This is a genomic window from Micromonospora sp. IBHARD003 (genome assembly GCF_056106285.1).
In genome coordinates this window covers 7,452,061-7,469,883 of the sequence record NZ_JBWBBX010000001.1, presented here as the reverse complement: position 1 = coordinate 7,469,883, position 17,823 = coordinate 7,452,061, and the positions used below count along the sequence as shown (strand labels likewise).

Here is a 17,823-nt window from a genome sequence, read left to right as displayed (position 1 = left end):
GGCACGGAACGGAGGCCTCCGCGATGACCACCTCTTCCATCCGTTTGACAGCGGCCCTGTCGGCCGAGCACCGTACCCGGCTGCTGGAGATCGCCGAGGACGTCAAGTTTCCCGAGGGCTACCGCGTCTTCGAGGAAGGCCGGCTCGCCGACCGCTTCTGGATCATCAAGTCCGGCACGATCGTCCTGCACATGGCGGTCCCGGGGCGCCGCCCGGCGGTCATCGAGAATCTCGGCTTCGGTGAACTCGTGGGCTGGTCGTGGCTGTTCCCGCCGTTCGTGTGGCAGCTGGGGGCCGAAGCGATGACCCCCGTCCGTGCCCAGCAGTTCGACGCGCGGACCGTGCGCATGATGATGGACGCCGACCCGGCGCTCGGATCCGCGATAGGCCAGTGGGTGGGCAGGGTCCTGGCCCACCGGCTCCATGCGGCACGTATCCGTCTGCTCGATCTCTACGCCCCCTACGGCAGCGGCATCACCGACTGACGGGGGGCCGCACTATGTGGCAGCCTCGGGCCAGCCGTAGGGCACCCCGCTCTCCGGCCCGGCGCCGACGCTCTCGAGGTCGTGGTTCGCCACGCGCATGAGCGTCGTCGCAAGGTCCCTCATGGCCCGGCTCGCGGCGAGCTCGTCACCGATCGCCGGGACGTCCACGTCCTGGGGGTTGCACCGGGCGATCCCCTGCCCCGTGTAGGTCGTGGTGCCGGTGTCCAGGACCGCCTGGGCCCTCGTCGTACCGTCCTCCTCGACGAGGACCAGGCCGACGTGCCACTCCAGCCTCCGCGTCATGGCGTACACCTCCTCACCCGCACCCCGCCGGCACGGACAGCGCCGCGCCGCGGGCTCCCTCACCTCAGGATCCCCCGGCGTGGCGCTGTCCGCGCCCCGGGCGGCTCAGTCCCGGGCGCCGGGCACCCGGGCGATGATCCTCGCCCGGTCGACACCGGTCGGCAGTGTCCCGAAGGCGAGCCCGTGGGACCCGGCCAGCCGGGAGGCGCAGAACGCGTCGGCGACGGCGGCCGGCGCGTACCGGACCAGCAGCGATCCCTGCAGGACCAGCGCCATCCGCTCCACCAGCCATCGGGCGCGCAGCTGGGCGTCGCCGGCCGTGGCGAGCTCTTCGCGCAGCTCGCGCCAGGCCGCGTCGAGCCGGGCGTCCGCTCCGGCGGCAAGCGCGATCTCGTCCGCGAAGGCCTCGAGCGAGTCCGGTTCGCGGGTCAGGGCACGCAGGACATCGAGAGCGCTGACATTGCCGGAGCCTTCCCAGATGCCGTTGAGCGGAGCGTCCCGGTAGAGCCTCGGCATGCCCGAGTCCTCGACGAAGCCATTGCCGCCGAGGCACTCCAGCGCCTCCGCGACCATCGTCGGCTGGCGCTTGCACACCCAGTACTTGGCGACCGCCGTGGCCAGGCGCAGGAAGCTCTGCTCCCGGCCGTCACCGCGCTGCGCCCGGTCGACGGCACCCGCCACACGCAGTGCGAGCGTGGTCGCGGCCTCGGACTCGACGGCGAGATCGGCGAGGACATTGCGCATGAGCGGCTGCTCGACGAGCCTCGCGCCGAACGCCGAACGGTGGCTCACATGGTGCGCGGCGAGGGTGAGGGCGGTGCGCATACCGGAGGCGGAGCTGAGGATGCAGTCGAGCCGGGTCATCGTGACCATCTCGATGATCGTCCTCACACCGCGCCCCTCGGGGCCGACGAGCCAGGCGACGGTGTCGTCGAACTCCGGCTCGCTGCTGGCGTTGCCGCGGTTGCCGAGTTTGTCCTTGAGCCGCTGGATACGGAAGGTGTTGCGGCTCCCGTCGGGCAGCACCCTGGGGACGAGGAAGCACGACAGTCCGCCGGGCCCGTCGGAGGGTGACGCCTGCGCGAGCACCAGGAACAAGTCGTTCATCGGCGCGCTGGTGAACCATTTGTGCCCGCGCAGCCGCCAGGTCCCGTCCGGCCGCGCGGTCGCGGTGGTGGTGTTGGCGCGTACGTCGGAGCCGCCCTGTTTCTCGGTCATGCCCATTCCGGCGAGCAGTCCGCGCTTGCCCTCGGGAGCGCGCAGCCCCGGGTCGTACACCCTGCCCGTCAGAAGCGGCTCGAAGCGCGCCGCCTGCTCGGGGGCGTGCCGCAGGGCGGGGACGACGGCGTACGTCATGGACACCGGGCACAGATGGCTCTGGTCGGCGAAGCCCCAGACCATCAGTCCGGCCGCGCGGGCCACGTGTGCGCCCGGCTTGTCCTCCGCCCAGGGCGTACCGCCGAGGCCTTCGCGGATCGCGACGTCCATGAGCGCGTGGTAGGAGGGGTGGAAGTCGACCTCGTCGATGCGGTTGCCGTAGCGGTCGTGGGTGCGCAGCACCGGCTCGTACCGGTTGGCCTCGTCGCCCCAGCGCCTCGCCTCCTCCGAGCCGGCGAGTTGCCCGATGCGGTGCAGATCGGCCTCGTACCATTCGGCGCCTTCGTTGCGCAGACCTTCCAGGAGTACGGGATCGTCCGCCACGTCGTGCCCCGTGAGCGGGGGCGCCTGGTTGGTCACCTCGTGGGTGCGTACGGGGTCACTGCGCATTCGGGTCCTCCAGCTCGTGGGACTGCTGCGCGGGCACGGCGCCGGCGCAGCGCAGGGACATGGCGGCGAGTTCGGCGACCAGGCGGTCGCCGTCGGCTCCCTCGGCCGGTCCGGACAGGGGGTCGACCAGCACCTCGCCAATCGCTCCCGTGAGCGCCGCGGCGGTGACCTCCGCGTCCTGCTCGGGGAGCTGTCCGGCCTTGACGCCCTCCCGGATCACCTCGGCGAACATGCTCCGGTAGCGCCTGCGGAACTCCAACCGCTCGGCCTCGACGGCGGGTTCCGACGGTGCGGCCAGCAGGGCGTAGGCCACACCGCGGCTGTCCAGGGCACGCCGGGCGAATACGGTCACGGCGCGGGTGAGACGCTCGAGGGGGTCTCCGCCCGCCTCGCGCAGCACGGCGCCGAGCACATCGGCCTCCCGTCCGGCGGCCCGGCGGAAGACCTCGACGGCCAGTGCCGCCTTCGACGGGAAGTGCTGGTACACCGAGCCCACCGACATCCCCGCGGCCGCGGCGACGGCGGTCACGGACGCCTGTGCCCAGCCCACATCGGCGACCACGACGATCGCTTCGTCCACGAGCCGCTCGCGGGCCGCTGTCAGCCGGTCCTGGACCGCGGGAGTCTTTCGGTAGACCATGGAAGGAGTGAACCACCGTTCAGCACTTCACGCCAGGGTCCACATCAGCTCACCCCTGACGCCGCATCACTTACTCCCCCACAACCAAAACAAAACAAGAATTTTGCACCTTTTATCCCTGATGGGGCGATCACCTCGGCTCATCGACCGGTCAGGCGACTCCCCGTGGCACGTTTCGCCGACCACGGCAGGAGAAGCCGTGAAAGCGCCGGAAAGCCGTGCGGGCCCGGTCGGCAACCGGGCCCGCGTCGGCCACTTCCGGTCGATCAAGTCTCAGGCTTCGCACACTCGGTTGCGCGCGACCCCGAAACCGTCAACGTCCGTTCCGGCTGTTGTTGCCGCCGAAGCCATTGTCATGGCCGAAGCCGTTGTCCCCTCGGCCGCCGTTGTCGAAGAAGCCGTCTCCGCCCCGACCGTGATCGTCGTTGAAGCGGAAGTCGCCGCGACCATGGTCGTTGTCGAAGAAGCCGAAGTCGCCGTAAGAGCCGCGGTTGCCATAGTCGTCGTAGTAGTAGCCGTCATCGCAGTAGTAGCGATAGCCGTCCCAACTGGAGCAGCTGCGGTAATCCCGGCCGTCATTGGCGAGCGCCCCGCTGGCAGGTACGACAGCAAGGGCGAGACCCGCGGCCGCCGCTGAGACTGCGGCAACGATCCGTCGGCGCATCCTCATACACCTCCGAGCATTTATTGAAAATGCGACTTTTCGGACAATTCCCACCCTCCTCCCCCCTGGAGGTGATGTCAATCCAACGCGAGGCCCCGGGCAGCCCCCTCTATGCCAGGCGCCCGGAGTGCGGAGGTGTCACGGTGTCCACGCTTCACGTGTTGCCGCTGCCCTACGCCACGCCTCACGCCGCCGGAGCGCCATGGACCGCCCCTCGAGAACGGTCGACCGGAATCTGACGACCGTTCGGACCTTGCCGAACATGAGGCGCGCGAGGCCCGTCACCAACCTGGGCAGCCCCAAGGATGCCTCCAAGTACCGGCGAACCCAAGGGCGTTGACGGAGTGGCCGTCAGGCGTTGAACCGCATCCGGCCGGCTGGGGCCCTGACCGGCCTGCCCCACCGCCCCGTTCAGGTGCGGTGCAGGTCGGCCCGTGCGTGGCTGTCGTCGAAGAAACCTCCCGACTGGTGCTGCCAGAGTTTCGCGTAGGCACCGTCCGCGTCGAGCAGTTCCTGGTGCGTGCCCTGCTCGACGATCCGTCCGCGGTCGAGGACGACGAGCCGGTCCATGGTCGCGACCGTGCTCAGCCGGTGAGCCACCACGAGTGCCGTCCTCCCCGCCATGAGCCGCCACAGCGCCTCCTGAACGAGGATCTCGCTCTCGGAGTCCAGGGCGCTGGTCGCCTCGTCGAGCAGCAGGATCGGGGCGTCGCGCAGGATCGCCCTGGCGAGAGCCACCCGCTGACGCTGCCCGCCGGACAGTTTGACACCGCGCTCGCCCACCAGGGTGTCGTAACCTTCCGGGAGGGCGTCGGCGAACTCCGCGACATGCGCCGCCTCGGCCGCGCGGCGGATCTCGGCGTCGGTGGCACCCGGCCTGGCGAACGCGATGTTGTCCCGCAGCGTGCGGTGGAACATCGCCGGGTCCTGCGGCACATAAGCGATCAGACTCCGCAGGTCCGCCTGGCGCAGCCGGCTGATGTCCTGCCCGCCGACGAGGATCCGTCCGGCGTCGATGTCCGTCATCCGCAGCAGCAGCCTGGTGAGCGTGGTCTTCCCACCGCCGGACCGGCCCACGAGACCGATCTTCGTCCCGCTTGGCACGGTGAGGTCGAGGCCTTCGAAGAGCCGCTCAGCGCCTTTGTGGGCGAACGTGACCCGCTCGAAGGTGACTTCGGCGGACCGGGACCGCAGCGGCTCCGGTGACACCGGGTCACGCACACTCGGCGGGGTCAGCAGCAGTTCGGTGAACTGTGCGGCCTCCGTCATCGCACCCTCCAGACGACGGTAGATCTGGTTGAACTCGAACATGATCCGCGTCGCGTTGGTGAAGTACGTGAAGGCGACGACAACCGCCTCCACACCGTGCCCGCCCCCGCCGAGGGTGACCGCGAGCAGCAGACCCAACGCGCTGGTCACCACGGACATCGGCGCCACCAGTGTGTCGATGCGCAGATTTCCGTAGTCCCATGACGCCAGCGAGAGCCGCCGTGACTCCGCGACGCGGGACCGGTGCTCAGCGGCTTCGCGCCGCTCGGCCGCGAACGCACGGACCGTGTCCATGTTGGTCAGGCTGTCGGCGACATGGCCCGACACCCGGGCGATCGCCTCTTCACGCCGGCCGACGAGCGCCTGGCGTCTGCGGATGAGAGGTGTCACGCACACCGCCGTCAGCACGATCATCGTCAGGAGTCCGACGACGAGCAGCGGTTCGTAGTGCCACAGCACCACCGAGCCGAAGACGAGCGGCACGAGGCTGCCCATGACCGAGAACGTCAGTGTGTCGACGAACTGCTCGAACCGGGACGCGAAGCTCAGGACCCGCTTGGTCAGCGACCCGGCGAAGTTGTCGTGGAAGAACGCGGCGTCCTTGGCGAACAGCTCGTCCATCCCGATCACGTACAGGTGCTCGATACCCCGGGCGTCAAGCCGGTTCAGACTGTGCAGACCGATGCGCCACAGCGTCTCGGACAGCAGCAGGACGCCGGCGAAGGCGAGCACGTAGGGCGCCGTCGAGCCGACGGTCGTACCGGTGTCGCCGGCGATCCTGCCGACAAGCTTCGCGACGACCAGCGGCGCGATGTAATTGATGCCGATGTTGCCCAGCGCCGGAAGCAGCATTCCGGTCACCGCCAGCAGCCGCAGCCGGGCCAACTCCCTTCCGTAGTACCGGAGTGCGAGGAGCACCGAGCCCCTGCGCGGCGGAACGCGACGCACTTCAGCCAATCCCATCCCAACCTCGCGTTGTCATACGGCAGCTCACCACGCACCTGCGGGGAGATGCCGTGGCCGCGGTGTACGTGGGGAGCTTCGGTTCGATCGAGTGCCCTCGCCCGGGTCGACCTCCGGCATACGGAGCACGTCCACGGAGCTCCCGCTGATCCCGCGTCGATGCCGACTTCGGCTTCGACGCGCGAGCACGGGCGGGCCAGGAATCGCAGTGTCCCGCGACGGCATTGATGAAGTCCAAGCATTTTTCCCAAATGCCCCGATATCGCACAAGGGTGCGGCTACTACTCCGGCGCTCCGGCCAGTGCCCTGCGCCGGTACGCCGGCCACCCCGGTGACCGGCGGGGACACCGACTGCCCGAAAGTGTCCCGACTCGCCTCTTAACCACTGGCGAGCGGGGACGAGGACTCCTTACCTTCGGAGCCATGGATCTCCGTGAAGAGCGCGAGGACGACAGAGCAGCCGTACGGAGCCTCCATCGCGAGGCGTTCGGTGATCACGGGGCTGTCGTGGCCGAGTTGACCGATGCCCTGCGTGACGCCCTGGTCCCTGACCACGGACTGTCGTTGGTCGCCGAGGAGTCCGGTCGGGTGGTCGGACACGTCATGTTCACCCGCAGCCTCCTCGACGCCCCACGGCGCCTGGTCGACGTACAGGTGCTCAGCCCCCTGGGGGTCCTTCCGGGGCACCAGCGAAGGGGCGTGGGCTCGGCCTTGGTCCGGGCCGGGCTGGAGATCATCGGCCGGCGGGCGGTTCCGCTGGTCTTCCTCGAGGGGGACCCGGCCTACTACTCACGCTTCGGGTTCGTGCCCGGCGGGGAGCTTGGCTTCCGCAAGCCGTCCCTGCGTACTCCCGACGCCGCCTTCCAGGTGCTCCGGTTTCCGGCGCACGAGGCGTGGATGACGGGGACGCTGGTGTACCCGGAGTTGTTCTGGCGGTACGACGCGGTGGGCCTCCGGGACGCCGGCGCCTGACCACCGGTGCGAACGGCGGATCGCGCGACCCGGCGGTGGGCCTGGAGCCGCTCGCGATCCGGGCGTTGTTCCTCCGCTTCAGCAGACGGTGTCCCAGTGGTGGAGGGCCTGGAGGGCGGCGGTGCGCGTGGTGGGGGTGGCGGGGGTCGGGGTGAGGAGGTAGTCGGCAACGGGGGTCAGGAGGAGCGGGGTGTCGGGGGTGGGGGTGAGAAGGCGGGCCTCGTCCCAGTCGTGACGGATGACGGTGCGGCGCAGGAGGGTGCCGTGGCGGGTGGGGAGCCACCGGTTCGTGGTGACGGCCTCGGTGCGGCGGCGGTGCTCGGGGGCGAGTTCGGGGACGAGTTCGGCACGGACGGCGGCGAGAGGGCCGAGCGGGAGGTGGTCGGCAGCGTGGTCGAGGAGTGTTGCGGCCTCAGGGGCCAGGCGGTAGGCGGCGAGGACGGCGGCGGTCTCGGCGGGCTCGAAGGGCTGGAGGGTGAGGCCGGCGATGTCGAGGAGGGTGACGGGACCGGGGGGCAGGGCGGGCCGGTGGAGGCGGGACTCGGCGAGGGCGATGAGGCACTCGACGGGCTCGTCGGCGACCAGATACGGCCGGAGGGGAACGGCCGTACCGTCGCCGGGCAGGGCTGCGGTGGCCAGGTGGACGCGGTACCAGGGGTCGACCAGGGGGTCCTCGGCGGGCCAGTGGACCGTGACGGCGGTGTGGTGGGGATGGTCGCCGAGCAGTGAGACGTCGATGCGCTCCACCGGGTGGTCGGTGACCAGACGGATGACGGACTGCCACAGGGCCGCCTCGTCGGGAGCGACGAGTTCGAGGACGTCCAGCGGCCGGAGCAGCCCGGCCGGATAGTAGCCGGCGAGCGGGAGGCCCCGGATGGCGCGGACGCCGGTGGAGAGGGCGAGGTCGGCGGCCAGGCGGGCATAGTGGTCGGCCCGGTCGCGGGCGCGGCGGAGTTCGCCACGGGCGTGCTCGCCCATCCGGACGCCGTCGCGGACCAGGGCGGAGAGCACCAGGTGGGGCAAGTGGTGGCCGGCCCGGGCCCGGTGGAGCAGTTCGGCCGGCCCGGCGGCCGGGTCGGCGTCGAGCAGCCGGTACAGCAGAGCGGTGTTCACGGACGTCCGCCTCCGAATGTATGGTCAGGCCCGGCGCCACCGGCGGCCGAGGGGGGCGGGCGGGCGGTGCCGGACCGTCTCCGGCGTGCCCGCGGCACGGCGATTCTGTACGGCAAGGTTCAACACCTGATCACCACAGGCTCAACAGGCTCTCGACACCGGGTGCGACCCTGTGGTTAAAAGGTGACACAAAATAAGACATGTGTGCCGAGCGGGGGCGGGCACGGGTTCTGGGGCGGCTGGGGGGCTGACTTGGGGGATCTCCGTTTCTCGTTACTCGGGCTGATGAGGGCTCAGCGGGGCGCGACCGCGCTCAAGATGGGAAGCCCGCAGCAGCAGGCGATGCTGGCCGTCCTCCTGCTCCGGCCGGGGTACTCGGCGAGCGCCACCGATCTCATCGCCGCGCTGTGGGGCGAAGAGCCGCCGAGCGCGGCGATGACCACGATGCGTACGTACGCGTGGCGTTGGCGCAAGGTGCTGGACGTAGGGGGAAAGAGCGAAGAAGGGGACGGTGCCAGGGCCGAACGGCCCGCGCCGAGCGTGCTGGTGTCGATGGGGGACGGCTACCGGCTGGTCCTGCCGAAACTCGCCGTGGACACGGCGGAGGCGGAGGCGCTGGCCGCCGAGGCGGAACGCGTCGCGCGAACCGAACCGCTGCGCGCCCGCGACCTGCTCAACGAGGCGCTGGAACTGTGGCAGGGCGAACCGCTGGCCGGCATCCCCGGACCGTTCGCGGAGCGGCACCGGCAGCGGCTGGAGGAACTGCGGCTGACCCTGCTGGAGGAACGGATCGGGCTGGACCTGACACTCGGCCGCTACGCACGCTGCATCCCCGAGCTGACCGCGCTCACCACCGAACACCCGCTCCACGAGCGGGCGTACGGGTTGCTGATGCGGGCGCTGTACCGGGCCGGGCGGCAGGCGGACGCTCTGGCGGTGTACCGCGGGGTGCGGCAGTTGTTCCTCGCGGAGCTGGGCGTCTCACCGGGGGCGGAGCTGGAGCAGCTGCACCGGCGGATCCTGGAGGGAGATCCGGCACTGGCCCCTCCGACACCGAGCCCGGCGACGGTGACGCCGACCGGCACGGGGACGGGAACGGGAACGGGAGCTTCGAAGGAGCCCGGGAGGGCGGCGGAGCCGGCCCGGGGCGGCACCGATGTCGGCGACTCCGAGGACGGTGACGTTTCCCGGGCGGCCGAACCGGGCCGGCGGGAGGGGCGTGAGGCCGCCGTCCGACCGTCCGCCGCACCGCCGCGGCCGGCCCAGCTTCCGCCGGACGCCGCCGACTTCACCGGGCGGACGGCACCGGTCCGCGTGCTGGACGAGGCGCTCGGCACACCCTCGGCGCAGGCGCTGGTGATCGCCACCGTGGTCGGTATGGGCGGGGTCGGCAAGACGGCGCTGGCGCTGCACGTGGCGCACCGCGTCCGGGAGGCGTATCCGGATGGCCAGTTGTACGTGGATCTGCGCGGCTCCGACCCGGTGCCGGCCGATCCGGAGGCGGTGCTGAGCGGCTTCCTGGTGGCGCTCGGGGTGCCCGGCGACACGGTGCCGGACGGGCTGGACGCGCGCTCGGCGCTGTTCCGGTCCGTGGTGGACGGGCGGCGGCTGCTGCTGGTGCTCGACAACGCCAAGGACGCGGTGCAGATCCGGCCCCTGCTCCCGGGGGCCGTCGGCTGCGCGGTCCTCACCACCGGGCGCACCCGGCCGGCCGGGCTGCCGGCCAGCGTCCAGGTCGACCTGGATGTGTTCCAGCCGTCCGAGGCGCTGGACCTGCTCGGCCGCACCATCGGCGCGGAGCGGCTGGACCGCGAACGGGAGGCGGCACTGGAGCTGGTGGTGGCCTGCGGGTATCTGCCGCTGGCGGTCCGGATCGTGGCCGCCCGGCTCGCGGCCCGGCCGGGCTGGACGGTGGAGACGCTGAGCCGCCGGCTCCAGGTGGAGCGGCGGCGGATCGACGAGCTGCGGATCGGCGACCTCGCGGTGGCGGCGGCCTTCGAACTGAGCTACCGCCAGCTGACCGCCGACCAGGCCCGGGCGTTCCGGCTGGTCGCCTCGGTGGACGGGCCGGACATCGGACTGCCGGCCGCCGCGGCGCTGCTCGACCTCGACGAGTACGAGGCGGAGGACCTGCTGGAGGCCCTGGTGGACGTGGCGATGGTGGAGTCACCCTTCCCGGGGCGGTACCGCTACCACGACCTGCTGCGCGCGTTCGCCCGGCGGCGTCCGGTGGAGGCGGAAGGGGCCTCTCCGGCGGGAGATCCCTCTCCGGCGGCAGGCGGTGCGGCGGAGAGCGGGGAGGCGGTGGCGGCCCGGGACCGGTTGCTGGACCACCTGCTGGCCACGGCCTGCGCCGCCTTCCAGCACGCGGTGCCGGGCGATCCGGCGGCGGGAGCGCTGGGTCCGGCCCGCTCCCCCGGTGTGGCGCTGGCGGGGTGGGAAGCGGCCCGGGAGTGGACGGCGGCGGAACGTGCGGGCGCGGTGGCACTGGCGGCCCAGGTCGCCGCGGACGCGGGAGCGGGCAGGGCGGGCGGAGCGGTGCTGCCGGGCGGCGCGGAGGTTACGGCGCTGCGTGACGGTGCCACGGCGCTGCGGGCCGCGATCGATCTGCTGATCGCGCTCACCCCGTTCGTGCTCACCCCGCCGAGTCGTCAACTCGCCGCCACCGCCGACGCGCTGGCCGAGGCGGCGGTGCGGCACGGCGACGTCCGTGCCGCAGGACGTGCGCACTTTCTGCGCGGGAACGTCGCCCTGGCGGCGACCAGGCTGGACGCGGCCGAGGCTGCGGCCCGCCGGGCGGTGGACGCGGCGCGGACCGCCGGCGACACGGTGATCCTCCGCCAGGCGCTCAACGACCTCGGCCTGATCTGCCAGTTCCTCAGCCGCTTCGACGAGGCGGTGGACCACTACGACGAGGCACTGCTGCTGGCCAACGAACTGGGGCACCGCTCCGGCGCGTTGGTGACGACCGTGAACGCCGCGCTGGCACGGGTGCGCAGCGGACGGGCGGACGAGGCGGTGGAGATCTGTCACGGGGCACTGGCCGAGCTGCGGACCCGGCAGGACGATCCCGGTCGTGCGTACACCCTGTACGTACTGGGGCTGGCGCTGCACGGGCTCGGGCGCCACGAGGAGGCGGTGACCTGGTTCCGGGAGTGTCTGGCGGTGGCGACGGGGGCCGGTCTGCGGGACCGGGCCGCGCATGCGCGCTACCGGCTGGCGGACAGTCTGCGCTCGCTCGGCCGGGCCGACGAGGCACTCGACCACGCCGGGCAGGCGCTGGTGCTCTGCGAGGAGCTGGGTGCGGAACGGGACCAGGCTCAGGCGCTGATGGTGCTGGGCCGCTCGCTGGCCGACCTCGGGCGCGAGGCCGAGGCGAGGGCGCATTTGGGGCAGGCGTACGAGATCTTCTGCCGGCTGGGGCTTCCGGAGGCCGCCGAGGTGGCCGGGCTGCTGGAGGAACCGGCACCGGCGCTCGTCGATCCCTGAGTCATTCTGAGTCGATCCCAGAGTGCCGGGGACTTGGGCGGCAGCCGCGGCGAAAGGGTTCTCCTGGCCGCATCGCGCAGCGGTGCGGATCAGGAGCCGGTGCTGTTCCAGTCCTTGTCGTCGGTCGGGGTGGGGGTCGGGGTCGGCACGGCGTTCTGGCTGACGCCCCCGCCCTGCTCGGTGCCGCTGGTGCCGTCGGCCATCGCCGTGCCGGCCGCGCCGAAGGCGATCGCCGCGCTGAGGCCGAGGCCCGCGAAGGCCAGGCGGACCCGTGTGGCACCGAGGGTGTTCGAACGCTTCGCCATGACTGCTCCCTAGGACGTCTTCCCTGGCGGGAAGGGGGGTTTCCGGGACTTCCCGGAGTGCTCCGGGCTGATGGGACGAGCATGGCAAGGCCCGTTCAACAGCCGATCGACGCACGAGCACCGTGCGTCGATCGGCTTCGTTGATCGGGGCGTTGATCGGGGCGTTGATCCGGTGCGGCAGAGCCTGGGCGTACACCGCCACCGGCCTGCTGGACGTGCACACCGACGCTTCATCGGCCGTTCTCGCGGCCATGGGTGGCCTCGGTCGGTGCGCCGTGGGCACGTAGGCGTTCACGGTCTTCGTCGATCCAGCCGCCCAGGCGGGGCCGGGCAGTCAGCAGAGCCTCATGAGCCAGGTCAACAGTGCCGCCGTCGAAGGTGAGCAGCCGCACCCGGGCCAGAGCTTCCGGCCCCCTGGCTGTGGGGGTGTGGCGCCCCCGCCGAATGCCACTGCGGCCCTCACCTCGGCGTGGGAAGACGCTTGGGGTGAGGGCCGCTCGTTCACGCGTGCCGACTACCTGGGCCGGTACTTGTTGGTGATGCAGGACAGCATGACGAAGCCCTTCATCCCCTTGTAGGTGATGGTGGCCCACTGGTCGTAGGACTGTCCGCACGCACGGTACTTCTGACCGGTCTCGTTGCTGTCGTAGCAGCCTTTGGCCCCCTTGGGGAAGAGCCCGATGGCAGTGCCGGACAGCTTCGGCGTCTTCCGTATCTTGACGGACTCCTTCGCCTTGGCCCAGCTGTTCCAGCACTTCTCGGCCCGGGCGGGGGCGGACGCGGCGTTCGCGGGCGCGGCCAGGCCGACGGTGACTGAGGCGAGGGCCGCAACGACGACGGCCACGGACGTGAGTCGATTCTTGATCATATGTCTCTTTCGCTGGCTGGGCATTCGCGGCCCGCCTGATCGGCAGACGCCCACCGGACTGCTGGAGCGAAGCCATAGGCGGGCACACAGTCCTGACGAAGGATCAGGACGGGCCGCGGGGACGACCAGCATCGGTGCTCTTGGCAGGTGCATGTCGCCACGGCACGGCACGGCCTCGCGGTGGTCGCTCTGGCGCTGACCAGTAACACCGAGGCGGCGACCGCCGTCGGCACCATCGGCGGCGCGGTGACCGCCCTCGGCGGCTTCGGTAAATCTCCGAACACCCGCCGGTAGCTCCTGGCGCCCGTCAGGAGCACGCCCGGCCCGACCGCACGTTACGGCCGGGCCGGAAACGGCCCACTACGCCGGTATCCAGAGGCGGACAGTCGTGTCCACCGCCGTATCCACGCGCAGGATCACTCTCGCAGAAGTCGATCAGCGGTGCGAGGGGTCTACGGGGTGAGAGCGGCGGGCCGGCCTTCGAGTCGTGGCTCGGCGTACCCGCCGCCGCGAGCGGCGTTGTGCTCACACGACTTGTCCGCCGGGAAGCCGATGCCCATGGCCCGCTCAGCGCGGGGAAGGACTGCCGCCCGTCCTCGACCTGCGGCGTGGTGGTCCACGCGTACGACTCGCGGTCGCGCATGGCGCGCAACGTCATGAGCGGTGCAGTAGCCCAAGGCCAAGCTACCTCCCCCCGTTCCGACAGTATTCCCTTATGAAGTCTTCCGCGTTTGCCTCGAGTACCTCATCGATCTCGTCGAGGAGCTGGTCTACGTCCTCAAAAATCTCTCGCGCCACTTCGTGCACCAGGTCGTTCCTGGTTATGTTGACGTCGAAAGCACTGCCGGGCGCGGCGCTGGCAATGCGTGCTTCCAGCCCGGGGGTTCTCAGGATGTGATTCGCGGCGCTCTGAACCTGGAGCGGACGGCCGTTCAAGAACTGCCCGGCCGCGACCAGGTCGTCGTGCGAAACGATGCCATCGGACGAACGGTTGTTCGCGGCATTCTCCACACTCTGGAAGTTGTCCAAGACAACGGCGGCCGCGGTGGCGTTCGCGCAGGCTGTGCTAGACGGGTTCGCAGGCGGCAATGCCGTCGTCTCGTTCTGGGACGCAAAGCCGGCACCGGTCGCCGCCGCAAAACCAGCGGTGATCATGCCGACACTGGCGACCAGCCAGACGAGCTTCTTCCTGCGTGTAGCGGTCCTCTTGCGGGACATTCTGTTCCTCTCTCGATCATCGTGAAATGAAGAGAGGCTGACCGTTGCCTTTCTCCACATCTGACATTGGTCTCGACCTTGCCGAGCTTTGCTGTATGAACCGCGAGTACACCGTCCGCTTGTCGAAGTGCCCGCCGCCCCCACGCCCGGCTGGAGATCCGCTGGACGACCTTATGTACGTGCCGCTCATTCCAGACACTCAGCCTCGGGAAGGTTTACGATGCGCGCCACGTTGACGTACTCGGCGATGCCAAGCGAGCCGTCCGCGCCGAGCGGCATGCGCCGCTTACTCGGGCCACCGGGGTGACGTGGTGCTGCCCGGCACCTCGCCGCGGGTCTCGTTGATCACGGCGTGGCGTCCACCACCGCGCCGAACACATCGCCGGGCAGGCCCGGGTCCGCACCAACGAAGCGCCTCGTGGGCGAGATGAGATGCCGTCAGAACTGCGGAGACGCCGCTCGATGAGCGTCCCCCACACCAGCGTGCCGCTCTGGATGCCGAGGACCACGCCCCAGGCGCGACGCCAGCCCGTCGGCTTGGAGACACCGGGGTCCCTGCCTTCGTCCGGGGCGTACCCGAGCGCCCGGACACGTCCTAACGGGCTGCCCCGCGATTGGTGTCGGGCCGTGCCGAGCTGGGGGTTCGGCCAGCGTGGCGCGAGTTCTTCGATCAACTCTCCGAGATGCTGGCGTGCGACGCCGCACAAGGCGGGATGGGCCATGGCCGCGCGGGCCTGCTTGATCTTCACAGCTCAAGAACCTGCGCGGCCGTCGTGATGTCACGGCCTGCCCGGGAGGCTGGTCAGACCCGGTCCAGGGGTCGGTGCGGACCGCTGGGAAGTTCCATTTCGATCGTGTCGCCAGGGCGCACCACGCCGCCTTCCCTCACGATGCTCATGATTCCGGCTTTGCGCACGATGTTCCCCGCCTCATCGCGGCCGACGACCTGCTTCAGCAGCCCGTCCTGGAAGTCGTCGATCTGCAGGCAGGGATTGCGGAGCCCCGTGACTTCCAGGACCGCGGAGTGGCCGATGCGCAGCAATGAGCCGACCAGCAGACCGAGCAGATCAATGCCACGCGTGGTGATGTTCTCGCCGAGGTCGCCGGGCGCCACCTTGAACCCTTCCTCGCCGACCTCGGCGAAGAGCTCTTCATGAATGAGGTGGACTTGGCGCAGATTCTGCTGGGTGGGATCCTGCGCGACGCGCGAGCGGTGCTTGACCGTCACACCGGCGTGCACGTCCCCCTCCACACCGAGCCCGGCAAGCAACCTGACGCTGTCCCGGTTCGGCTTGGTGAACGAGTACTCCCCGTTGCTGCTGACCGCCGTCACTCTCCCGCTCATGTCTCCGAACCCCCTCGTCGGTAACTGTGATCAGCCACGAGCCTAAGGGCTGTCCCGCAATACCCGGCAGACCAGCGCGGGGCGTCAGATGCGGTGCATTGCAAGGCGGAGGGTCGCCCCAATACTGGACGTATTGGGGTGATTCGACAACGCAGCGTGGGGGTGCCTCCCAGCGGTAGCTGGGGGAGTGCCGTAGCTGTCGTCGCGCGCCTGGCGGGTATTGCGGGACAGCCCTTCCACGATCAATCGCGGGTGGGGCCGTAAGCCGCCTCGCGGATCTCCAGGGTGCAGCACTTCACACTGCCGCCGCCCTTGAACAGCTCGGAGAGGTCCACCCCGATCGGCCGGAAGCCCCGCTCGCGGAGTCTGGCCGCCACCCCGGTCGCCGCCTCGGGCAGCACCACGTTCAGGCCGTCGCTCATCAGGTTGAGCCCGAACACCTCCGCGTCCGTCTCCTCCACCCGCACCGCGTCCGGGAAGAGCCGCAGCAGCACCGCCCTGCTGCCCGCCGAGAACGCGCCGGGGTAGTAGATGATCCGGTCGGTGTCGAGCACACCGAGCGCGGTGTCGAGGTGGTAGAAGCGCGGGTCGACGAGGTCCAGGCCGATCACCGGGCGGCCGAGGAACTCCTGTGCCTCCGCGTGTCCGGCACTGTCGCTGCGAAAGCCACGCCCGGCGAGCAGGTAACTGCCCGTCAGCAGAAGGTCGCCCTCACCCTCGTTGATGTGGACCGGGTCGTGGGTGGAGAAGCCGTTGGCCCGGAACCACTCCAGGTAGGCGGGGCCCTCGGCGGCCCGCTCGGCGGCCCGGAACCGGGCGCCGAGCACCTTGCCGTCGACGACGGTGGCGCCGTTCGCCGCGTAGACCATGTCGGGCAGGCCGGGCAGTGGGTCGATCAGGTCGACACGGTGGCCGAGTTCGGCGTACAGCTCGTACAGCCGCTCCCACTGGGTGACGGCGAGGTCGGTGTCGACCGGCTTGGCCGGGTCCATCCAGGGGTTGATCGCGTAGCTGACCTCGAAGTGGGTCGGACGGCACATCAGGAAGCGGCGCGGGCGGGCGGCGCGGGTCATGGGAGGCTCCGGGAGGTGTGAGGGTGGGGAGAACCGGACGGCGGGGAGGGGCGATCAGGACGCCGCGGGACGCTCGGGGAAGCTCCGCAGTCCGCGGAGCGGGCTGGCCAGCAGGACCGCCCCGGCCGAGAGCAGCACGCTCGCCATGATCCAGAGGGTGGTGCGGGCGCCGAGCACCTCGCCCAGCCAGCCGCCGAGCAGGGCGCCCACCGGGATGGCGCTGAAGTTGACGGTCGAGGCACTGGCCCGGATCCGGCCGATCATCGCGGGCGGGCAGTACGCCTGGTAGAAGCTGCCGGCGATCACGTTGCCCGCGATCACACCGCAGACGGCGACCGACCAGGCCACGGCGCTCACCGCCAGCGGCAACCGCTCCCCCGCCATCGGGAGCAGGAGGATGAACGGCGCCCCCACCAGCTCGCACAGCAGCAGCCCGCGCGCCGTCCCGAACCGGCGGGCGATCCGCCCGGCGAGCGCCGCCCCGGCGAGCCCGCCGACCGACACCACCGCGAACACCGCTCCGACGCCACCGGGCGTCACGCCCACGCTGCGGACCAGGAAGACGGTCTGCACCGCCTGGATGCCGTTGAGGCCGAGGTTGCCGACGGCCGCGAAGCTCGCCAGCGTGCGCAGGTAAGGGTCGCGCACCAGGAACCGGACTCCCTCGCCGATCTCGCGCAGGATCCCGCGCCGTTCGGAGACCGCCGGCGGCTTCTCCTCGGCCCGGATGGTGCCCACGCAGACCGCCGCCACCAGGTAGGTGACCGCGTCCGCGAGCAGACCGCTGACCGCGCCGAACGCCTGGGACAGCAAACCGGCCAGGCCGGGGCCCGCGATCTCCGCGGCCGCGTCCCCTGAGCGCAGTTTGACGTTGGCTTCCAGCAGGTCCGGCTTGGCGACCAGCGCGGGCAGCACCGCGCCGTACGCGGTGGACAGGAACACCTTGACCGCACCGGCCAGCAGCGCCACCAGCACCAGCTGGAGCATGGTCAGCAGACCAAGCCAGGCGGCCACCGGCACACTGCCGAACAGCACCAGCAGGAGGAGGTCGCAGACCAGCATCACCTTCAGCCGGGGCCAGCGGTCCACCCAAGCGCCGGCCAGCAGACCGAGGAAGAGCCACGGCACCCAGGCGGAGGCGGTCAGCAGGCCGACCATGAACGGCGAGGCCTCCAGCGTGACGACGGCCACCAGGGCGAGCGCGACGTTGCCGACGGCGGTGCCGAGGCCGCTGGTCGTCTCACCGAACCAGAGCTTGCGGAAGTTGCCCTGCGCCCAGAGGCCCCAGCGGCTCCTCCGCGGTGCATCCGCCGCAGGGGGCGACGGCTTGACGGAGGCTGTGGTCATGG

The 17,823-nt window shown here is 70.8% G+C and carries 17 protein-coding genes; 4 read left to right on the top strand and 13 right to left on the bottom strand.

Going from position 1 to position 17,823, the window contains the following annotated elements; genetic code table 11:
- Positions 1-23: 23 nt before the first annotated feature.
- A complete protein-coding gene (locus tag ACTWOL_RS32660; RefSeq protein ID WP_474300471.1) occupies positions 24-485 on the top strand; it encodes a Crp/Fnr family transcriptional regulator in 462 nt (153 codons plus the stop codon).
- 12 nt (positions 486-497) lie between these two features.
- Here the strand turns inward: ACTWOL_RS32660 and ACTWOL_RS32655 are convergent, their stop codons facing one another.
- The 5 genes from ACTWOL_RS32655 to ACTWOL_RS32635 all read right to left on the bottom strand — a co-directional run bounded on the left by ACTWOL_RS32655 (position 498) and on the right by ACTWOL_RS32635 (position 6,046).
- Complete coding sequence (locus tag ACTWOL_RS32655; protein WP_474300470.1) at positions 498-788, bottom strand: dsRBD fold-containing protein; 291 nt, start codon at positions 786-788, stop codon at positions 498-500.
- 105 nt (positions 789-893) lie between these two features.
- Positions 894-2,555 carry an acyl-CoA dehydrogenase family protein gene (locus ACTWOL_RS32650; protein WP_474300469.1) on the bottom strand — a complete coding sequence of 554 codons (1,662 nt, stop codon included), beginning with the start codon at positions 2,553-2,555 and terminating at the stop codon, positions 894-896.
- The gene (locus ACTWOL_RS32645) at positions 2,545-3,195 is read right to left on the bottom strand and encodes a TetR/AcrR family transcriptional regulator (protein ID WP_474300468.1); all 651 of its coding nucleotides are present in this window, start codon (positions 3,193-3,195) and stop codon (positions 2,545-2,547) included. Before ACTWOL_RS32645 ends, ACTWOL_RS32650 begins: the two co-directional genes overlap by 11 nt.
- Before the next feature lie 313 nt (positions 3,196-3,508).
- Positions 3,509-3,865 (bottom strand): hypothetical protein, encoded by a 357-nt coding sequence (locus ACTWOL_RS32640; protein WP_474300467.1) that lies wholly within the window; start codon positions 3,863-3,865, stop codon positions 3,509-3,511.
- 405 nt (positions 3,866-4,270) lie between these two features.
- Complete coding sequence (locus tag ACTWOL_RS32635) at positions 4,271-6,046, bottom strand: ABC transporter ATP-binding protein (RefSeq protein ID WP_474300466.1); 1,776 nt, start codon at positions 6,044-6,046, stop codon at positions 4,271-4,273.
- Positions 6,047-6,514: 468 nt separating this feature from the next.
- On the opposite strand from ACTWOL_RS32635, the gene ACTWOL_RS32630 reads away from it, so the two are divergent.
- Complete coding sequence (locus ACTWOL_RS32630; RefSeq protein WP_474300465.1) at positions 6,515-7,063, top strand: GNAT family N-acetyltransferase; 549 nt, start codon at positions 6,515-6,517, stop codon at positions 7,061-7,063.
- A 78-nt stretch (positions 7,064-7,141) separates the two neighbouring features.
- Here ACTWOL_RS32630 and ACTWOL_RS32625 read toward each other — a convergent pair whose 3' ends face one another.
- A complete protein-coding gene (locus ACTWOL_RS32625) occupies positions 7,142-8,176 on the bottom strand; it encodes a hypothetical protein (protein WP_474300464.1) in 1,035 nt (344 codons plus the stop codon).
- Positions 8,177-8,461: 285 nt separating this feature from the next.
- On the opposite strand from ACTWOL_RS32625, the gene ACTWOL_RS32620 reads away from it, so the two are divergent.
- Entirely contained in the window at positions 8,462-11,665 is a 3,204-nt protein-coding gene (locus ACTWOL_RS32620) for an AfsR/SARP family transcriptional regulator (RefSeq protein ID WP_474300463.1), read from the top strand.
- Between the two features lie 89 nt (positions 11,666-11,754).
- On the opposite strand, the gene ACTWOL_RS32615 is transcribed toward ACTWOL_RS32620, so the two are convergent.
- The 3 genes from ACTWOL_RS32615 to ACTWOL_RS32605 form a co-directional block, all read right to left on the bottom strand.
- The gene (locus ACTWOL_RS32615) at positions 11,755-11,970 is read right to left on the bottom strand and encodes a hypothetical protein (protein WP_474300462.1); all 216 of its coding nucleotides are present in this window, start codon (positions 11,968-11,970) and stop codon (positions 11,755-11,757) included.
- A gap of 230 nt (positions 11,971-12,200) precedes the next feature.
- Positions 12,201-12,563 carry an nSTAND1 domain-containing NTPase gene (locus ACTWOL_RS32610; RefSeq protein ID WP_474300461.1) on the bottom strand — a complete coding sequence of 121 codons (363 nt, stop codon included), beginning with the start codon at positions 12,561-12,563 and terminating at the stop codon, positions 12,201-12,203.
- The gene (locus ACTWOL_RS32605) at positions 12,485-12,838 is read right to left on the bottom strand and encodes a hypothetical protein (protein WP_474300460.1); all 354 of its coding nucleotides are present in this window, start codon (positions 12,836-12,838) and stop codon (positions 12,485-12,487) included. Before ACTWOL_RS32605 ends, ACTWOL_RS32610 begins: the two co-directional genes overlap by 79 nt.
- A 147-nt stretch (positions 12,839-12,985) precedes the next feature.
- Between ACTWOL_RS32605 and ACTWOL_RS32600 the strand changes: the two genes are divergently transcribed.
- On the top strand, positions 12,986-13,132 hold the full coding sequence (locus ACTWOL_RS32600) for a hypothetical protein (RefSeq protein WP_474300459.1): 147 nt from the start codon (positions 12,986-12,988) through the stop codon (positions 13,130-13,132).
- Between the two features lie 390 nt (positions 13,133-13,522).
- Here ACTWOL_RS32600 and ACTWOL_RS32595 read toward each other — a convergent pair whose 3' ends face one another.
- From ACTWOL_RS32595 to ACTWOL_RS32580, 4 genes are all read right to left on the bottom strand, one after another.
- Positions 13,523-14,056, bottom strand: coding sequence for a ubiquitin-like protein Pup (locus ACTWOL_RS32595; RefSeq protein ID WP_474300458.1), 534 nt, complete (start codon positions 14,054-14,056; stop codon positions 13,523-13,525).
- An 802-nt stretch (positions 14,057-14,858) separates the two neighbouring features.
- Complete coding sequence (locus ACTWOL_RS32590) at positions 14,859-15,401, bottom strand: MOSC domain-containing protein (protein WP_474300457.1); 543 nt, start codon at positions 15,399-15,401, stop codon at positions 14,859-14,861.
- Positions 15,402-15,643: 242 nt separating this feature from the next.
- Positions 15,644-16,474, bottom strand: coding sequence for a dimethylargininase (ddaH, locus tag ACTWOL_RS32585; protein WP_474300456.1), 831 nt, complete (start codon positions 16,472-16,474; stop codon positions 15,644-15,646).
- Positions 16,475-16,528: 54 nt separating this feature from the next.
- Positions 16,529-17,821, bottom strand: a complete 1,293-nt coding sequence (locus ACTWOL_RS32580) for an MFS transporter (protein WP_474300455.1) — start codon at positions 17,819-17,821, stop codon at positions 16,529-16,531.
- Positions 17,822-17,823: the final 2 nt, after the last annotated feature.

Bases quoted from the DNA above. Each gene is read 5' to 3' on its own strand.
- ACTWOL_RS32660 (WP_474300471.1), top strand. From the start codon at position 24: ATGACCACCTCTTCCATCCGTTTGACAGCGGCCCTGTCGGCCGAGCAC.
- ACTWOL_RS32655 (WP_474300470.1), bottom strand. From the start codon at position 788: ATGACGCGGAGGCTGGAGTGGCACGTCGGCCTGGTCCTCGTCGAGGAG.
- ACTWOL_RS32650 (WP_474300469.1), bottom strand. From the start codon at position 2,555: ATGCGCAGTGACCCCGTACGCACCCACGAGGTGACCAACCAGGCGCCC.
- ACTWOL_RS32645 (WP_474300468.1), bottom strand. From the start codon at position 3,195: ATGGTCTACCGAAAGACTCCCGCGGTCCAGGACCGGCTGACAGCGGCC.
- ACTWOL_RS32640 (WP_474300467.1), bottom strand. From the start codon at position 3,865: ATGAGGATGCGCCGACGGATCGTTGCCGCAGTCTCAGCGGCGGCCGCG.
- ACTWOL_RS32630 (WP_474300465.1), top strand. From the start codon at position 6,515: ATGGATCTCCGTGAAGAGCGCGAGGACGACAGAGCAGCCGTACGGAGC.
- ACTWOL_RS32620 (WP_474300463.1), top strand. From the start codon at position 8,462: ATGAGGGCTCAGCGGGGCGCGACCGCGCTCAAGATGGGAAGCCCGCAG.
- ACTWOL_RS32615 (WP_474300462.1), bottom strand. From the start codon at position 11,970: ATGGCGAAGCGTTCGAACACCCTCGGTGCCACACGGGTCCGCCTGGCC.
- ACTWOL_RS32605 (WP_474300460.1), bottom strand. From the start codon at position 12,838: ATGATCAAGAATCGACTCACGTCCGTGGCCGTCGTCGTTGCGGCCCTC.
- ACTWOL_RS32595 (WP_474300458.1), bottom strand. From the start codon at position 14,056: ATGTCCCGCAAGAGGACCGCTACACGCAGGAAGAAGCTCGTCTGGCTG.
- ACTWOL_RS32590 (WP_474300457.1), bottom strand. From the start codon at position 15,401: ATGAGCGGGAGAGTGACGGCGGTCAGCAGCAACGGGGAGTACTCGTTC.
- ddaH (WP_474300456.1), bottom strand. From the start codon at position 16,474: ATGACCCGCGCCGCCCGCCCGCGCCGCTTCCTGATGTGCCGTCCGACC.
- ACTWOL_RS32580 (WP_474300455.1), bottom strand. From the start codon at position 17,821: ATGACCACAGCCTCCGTCAAGCCGTCGCCCCCTGCGGCGGATGCACCG.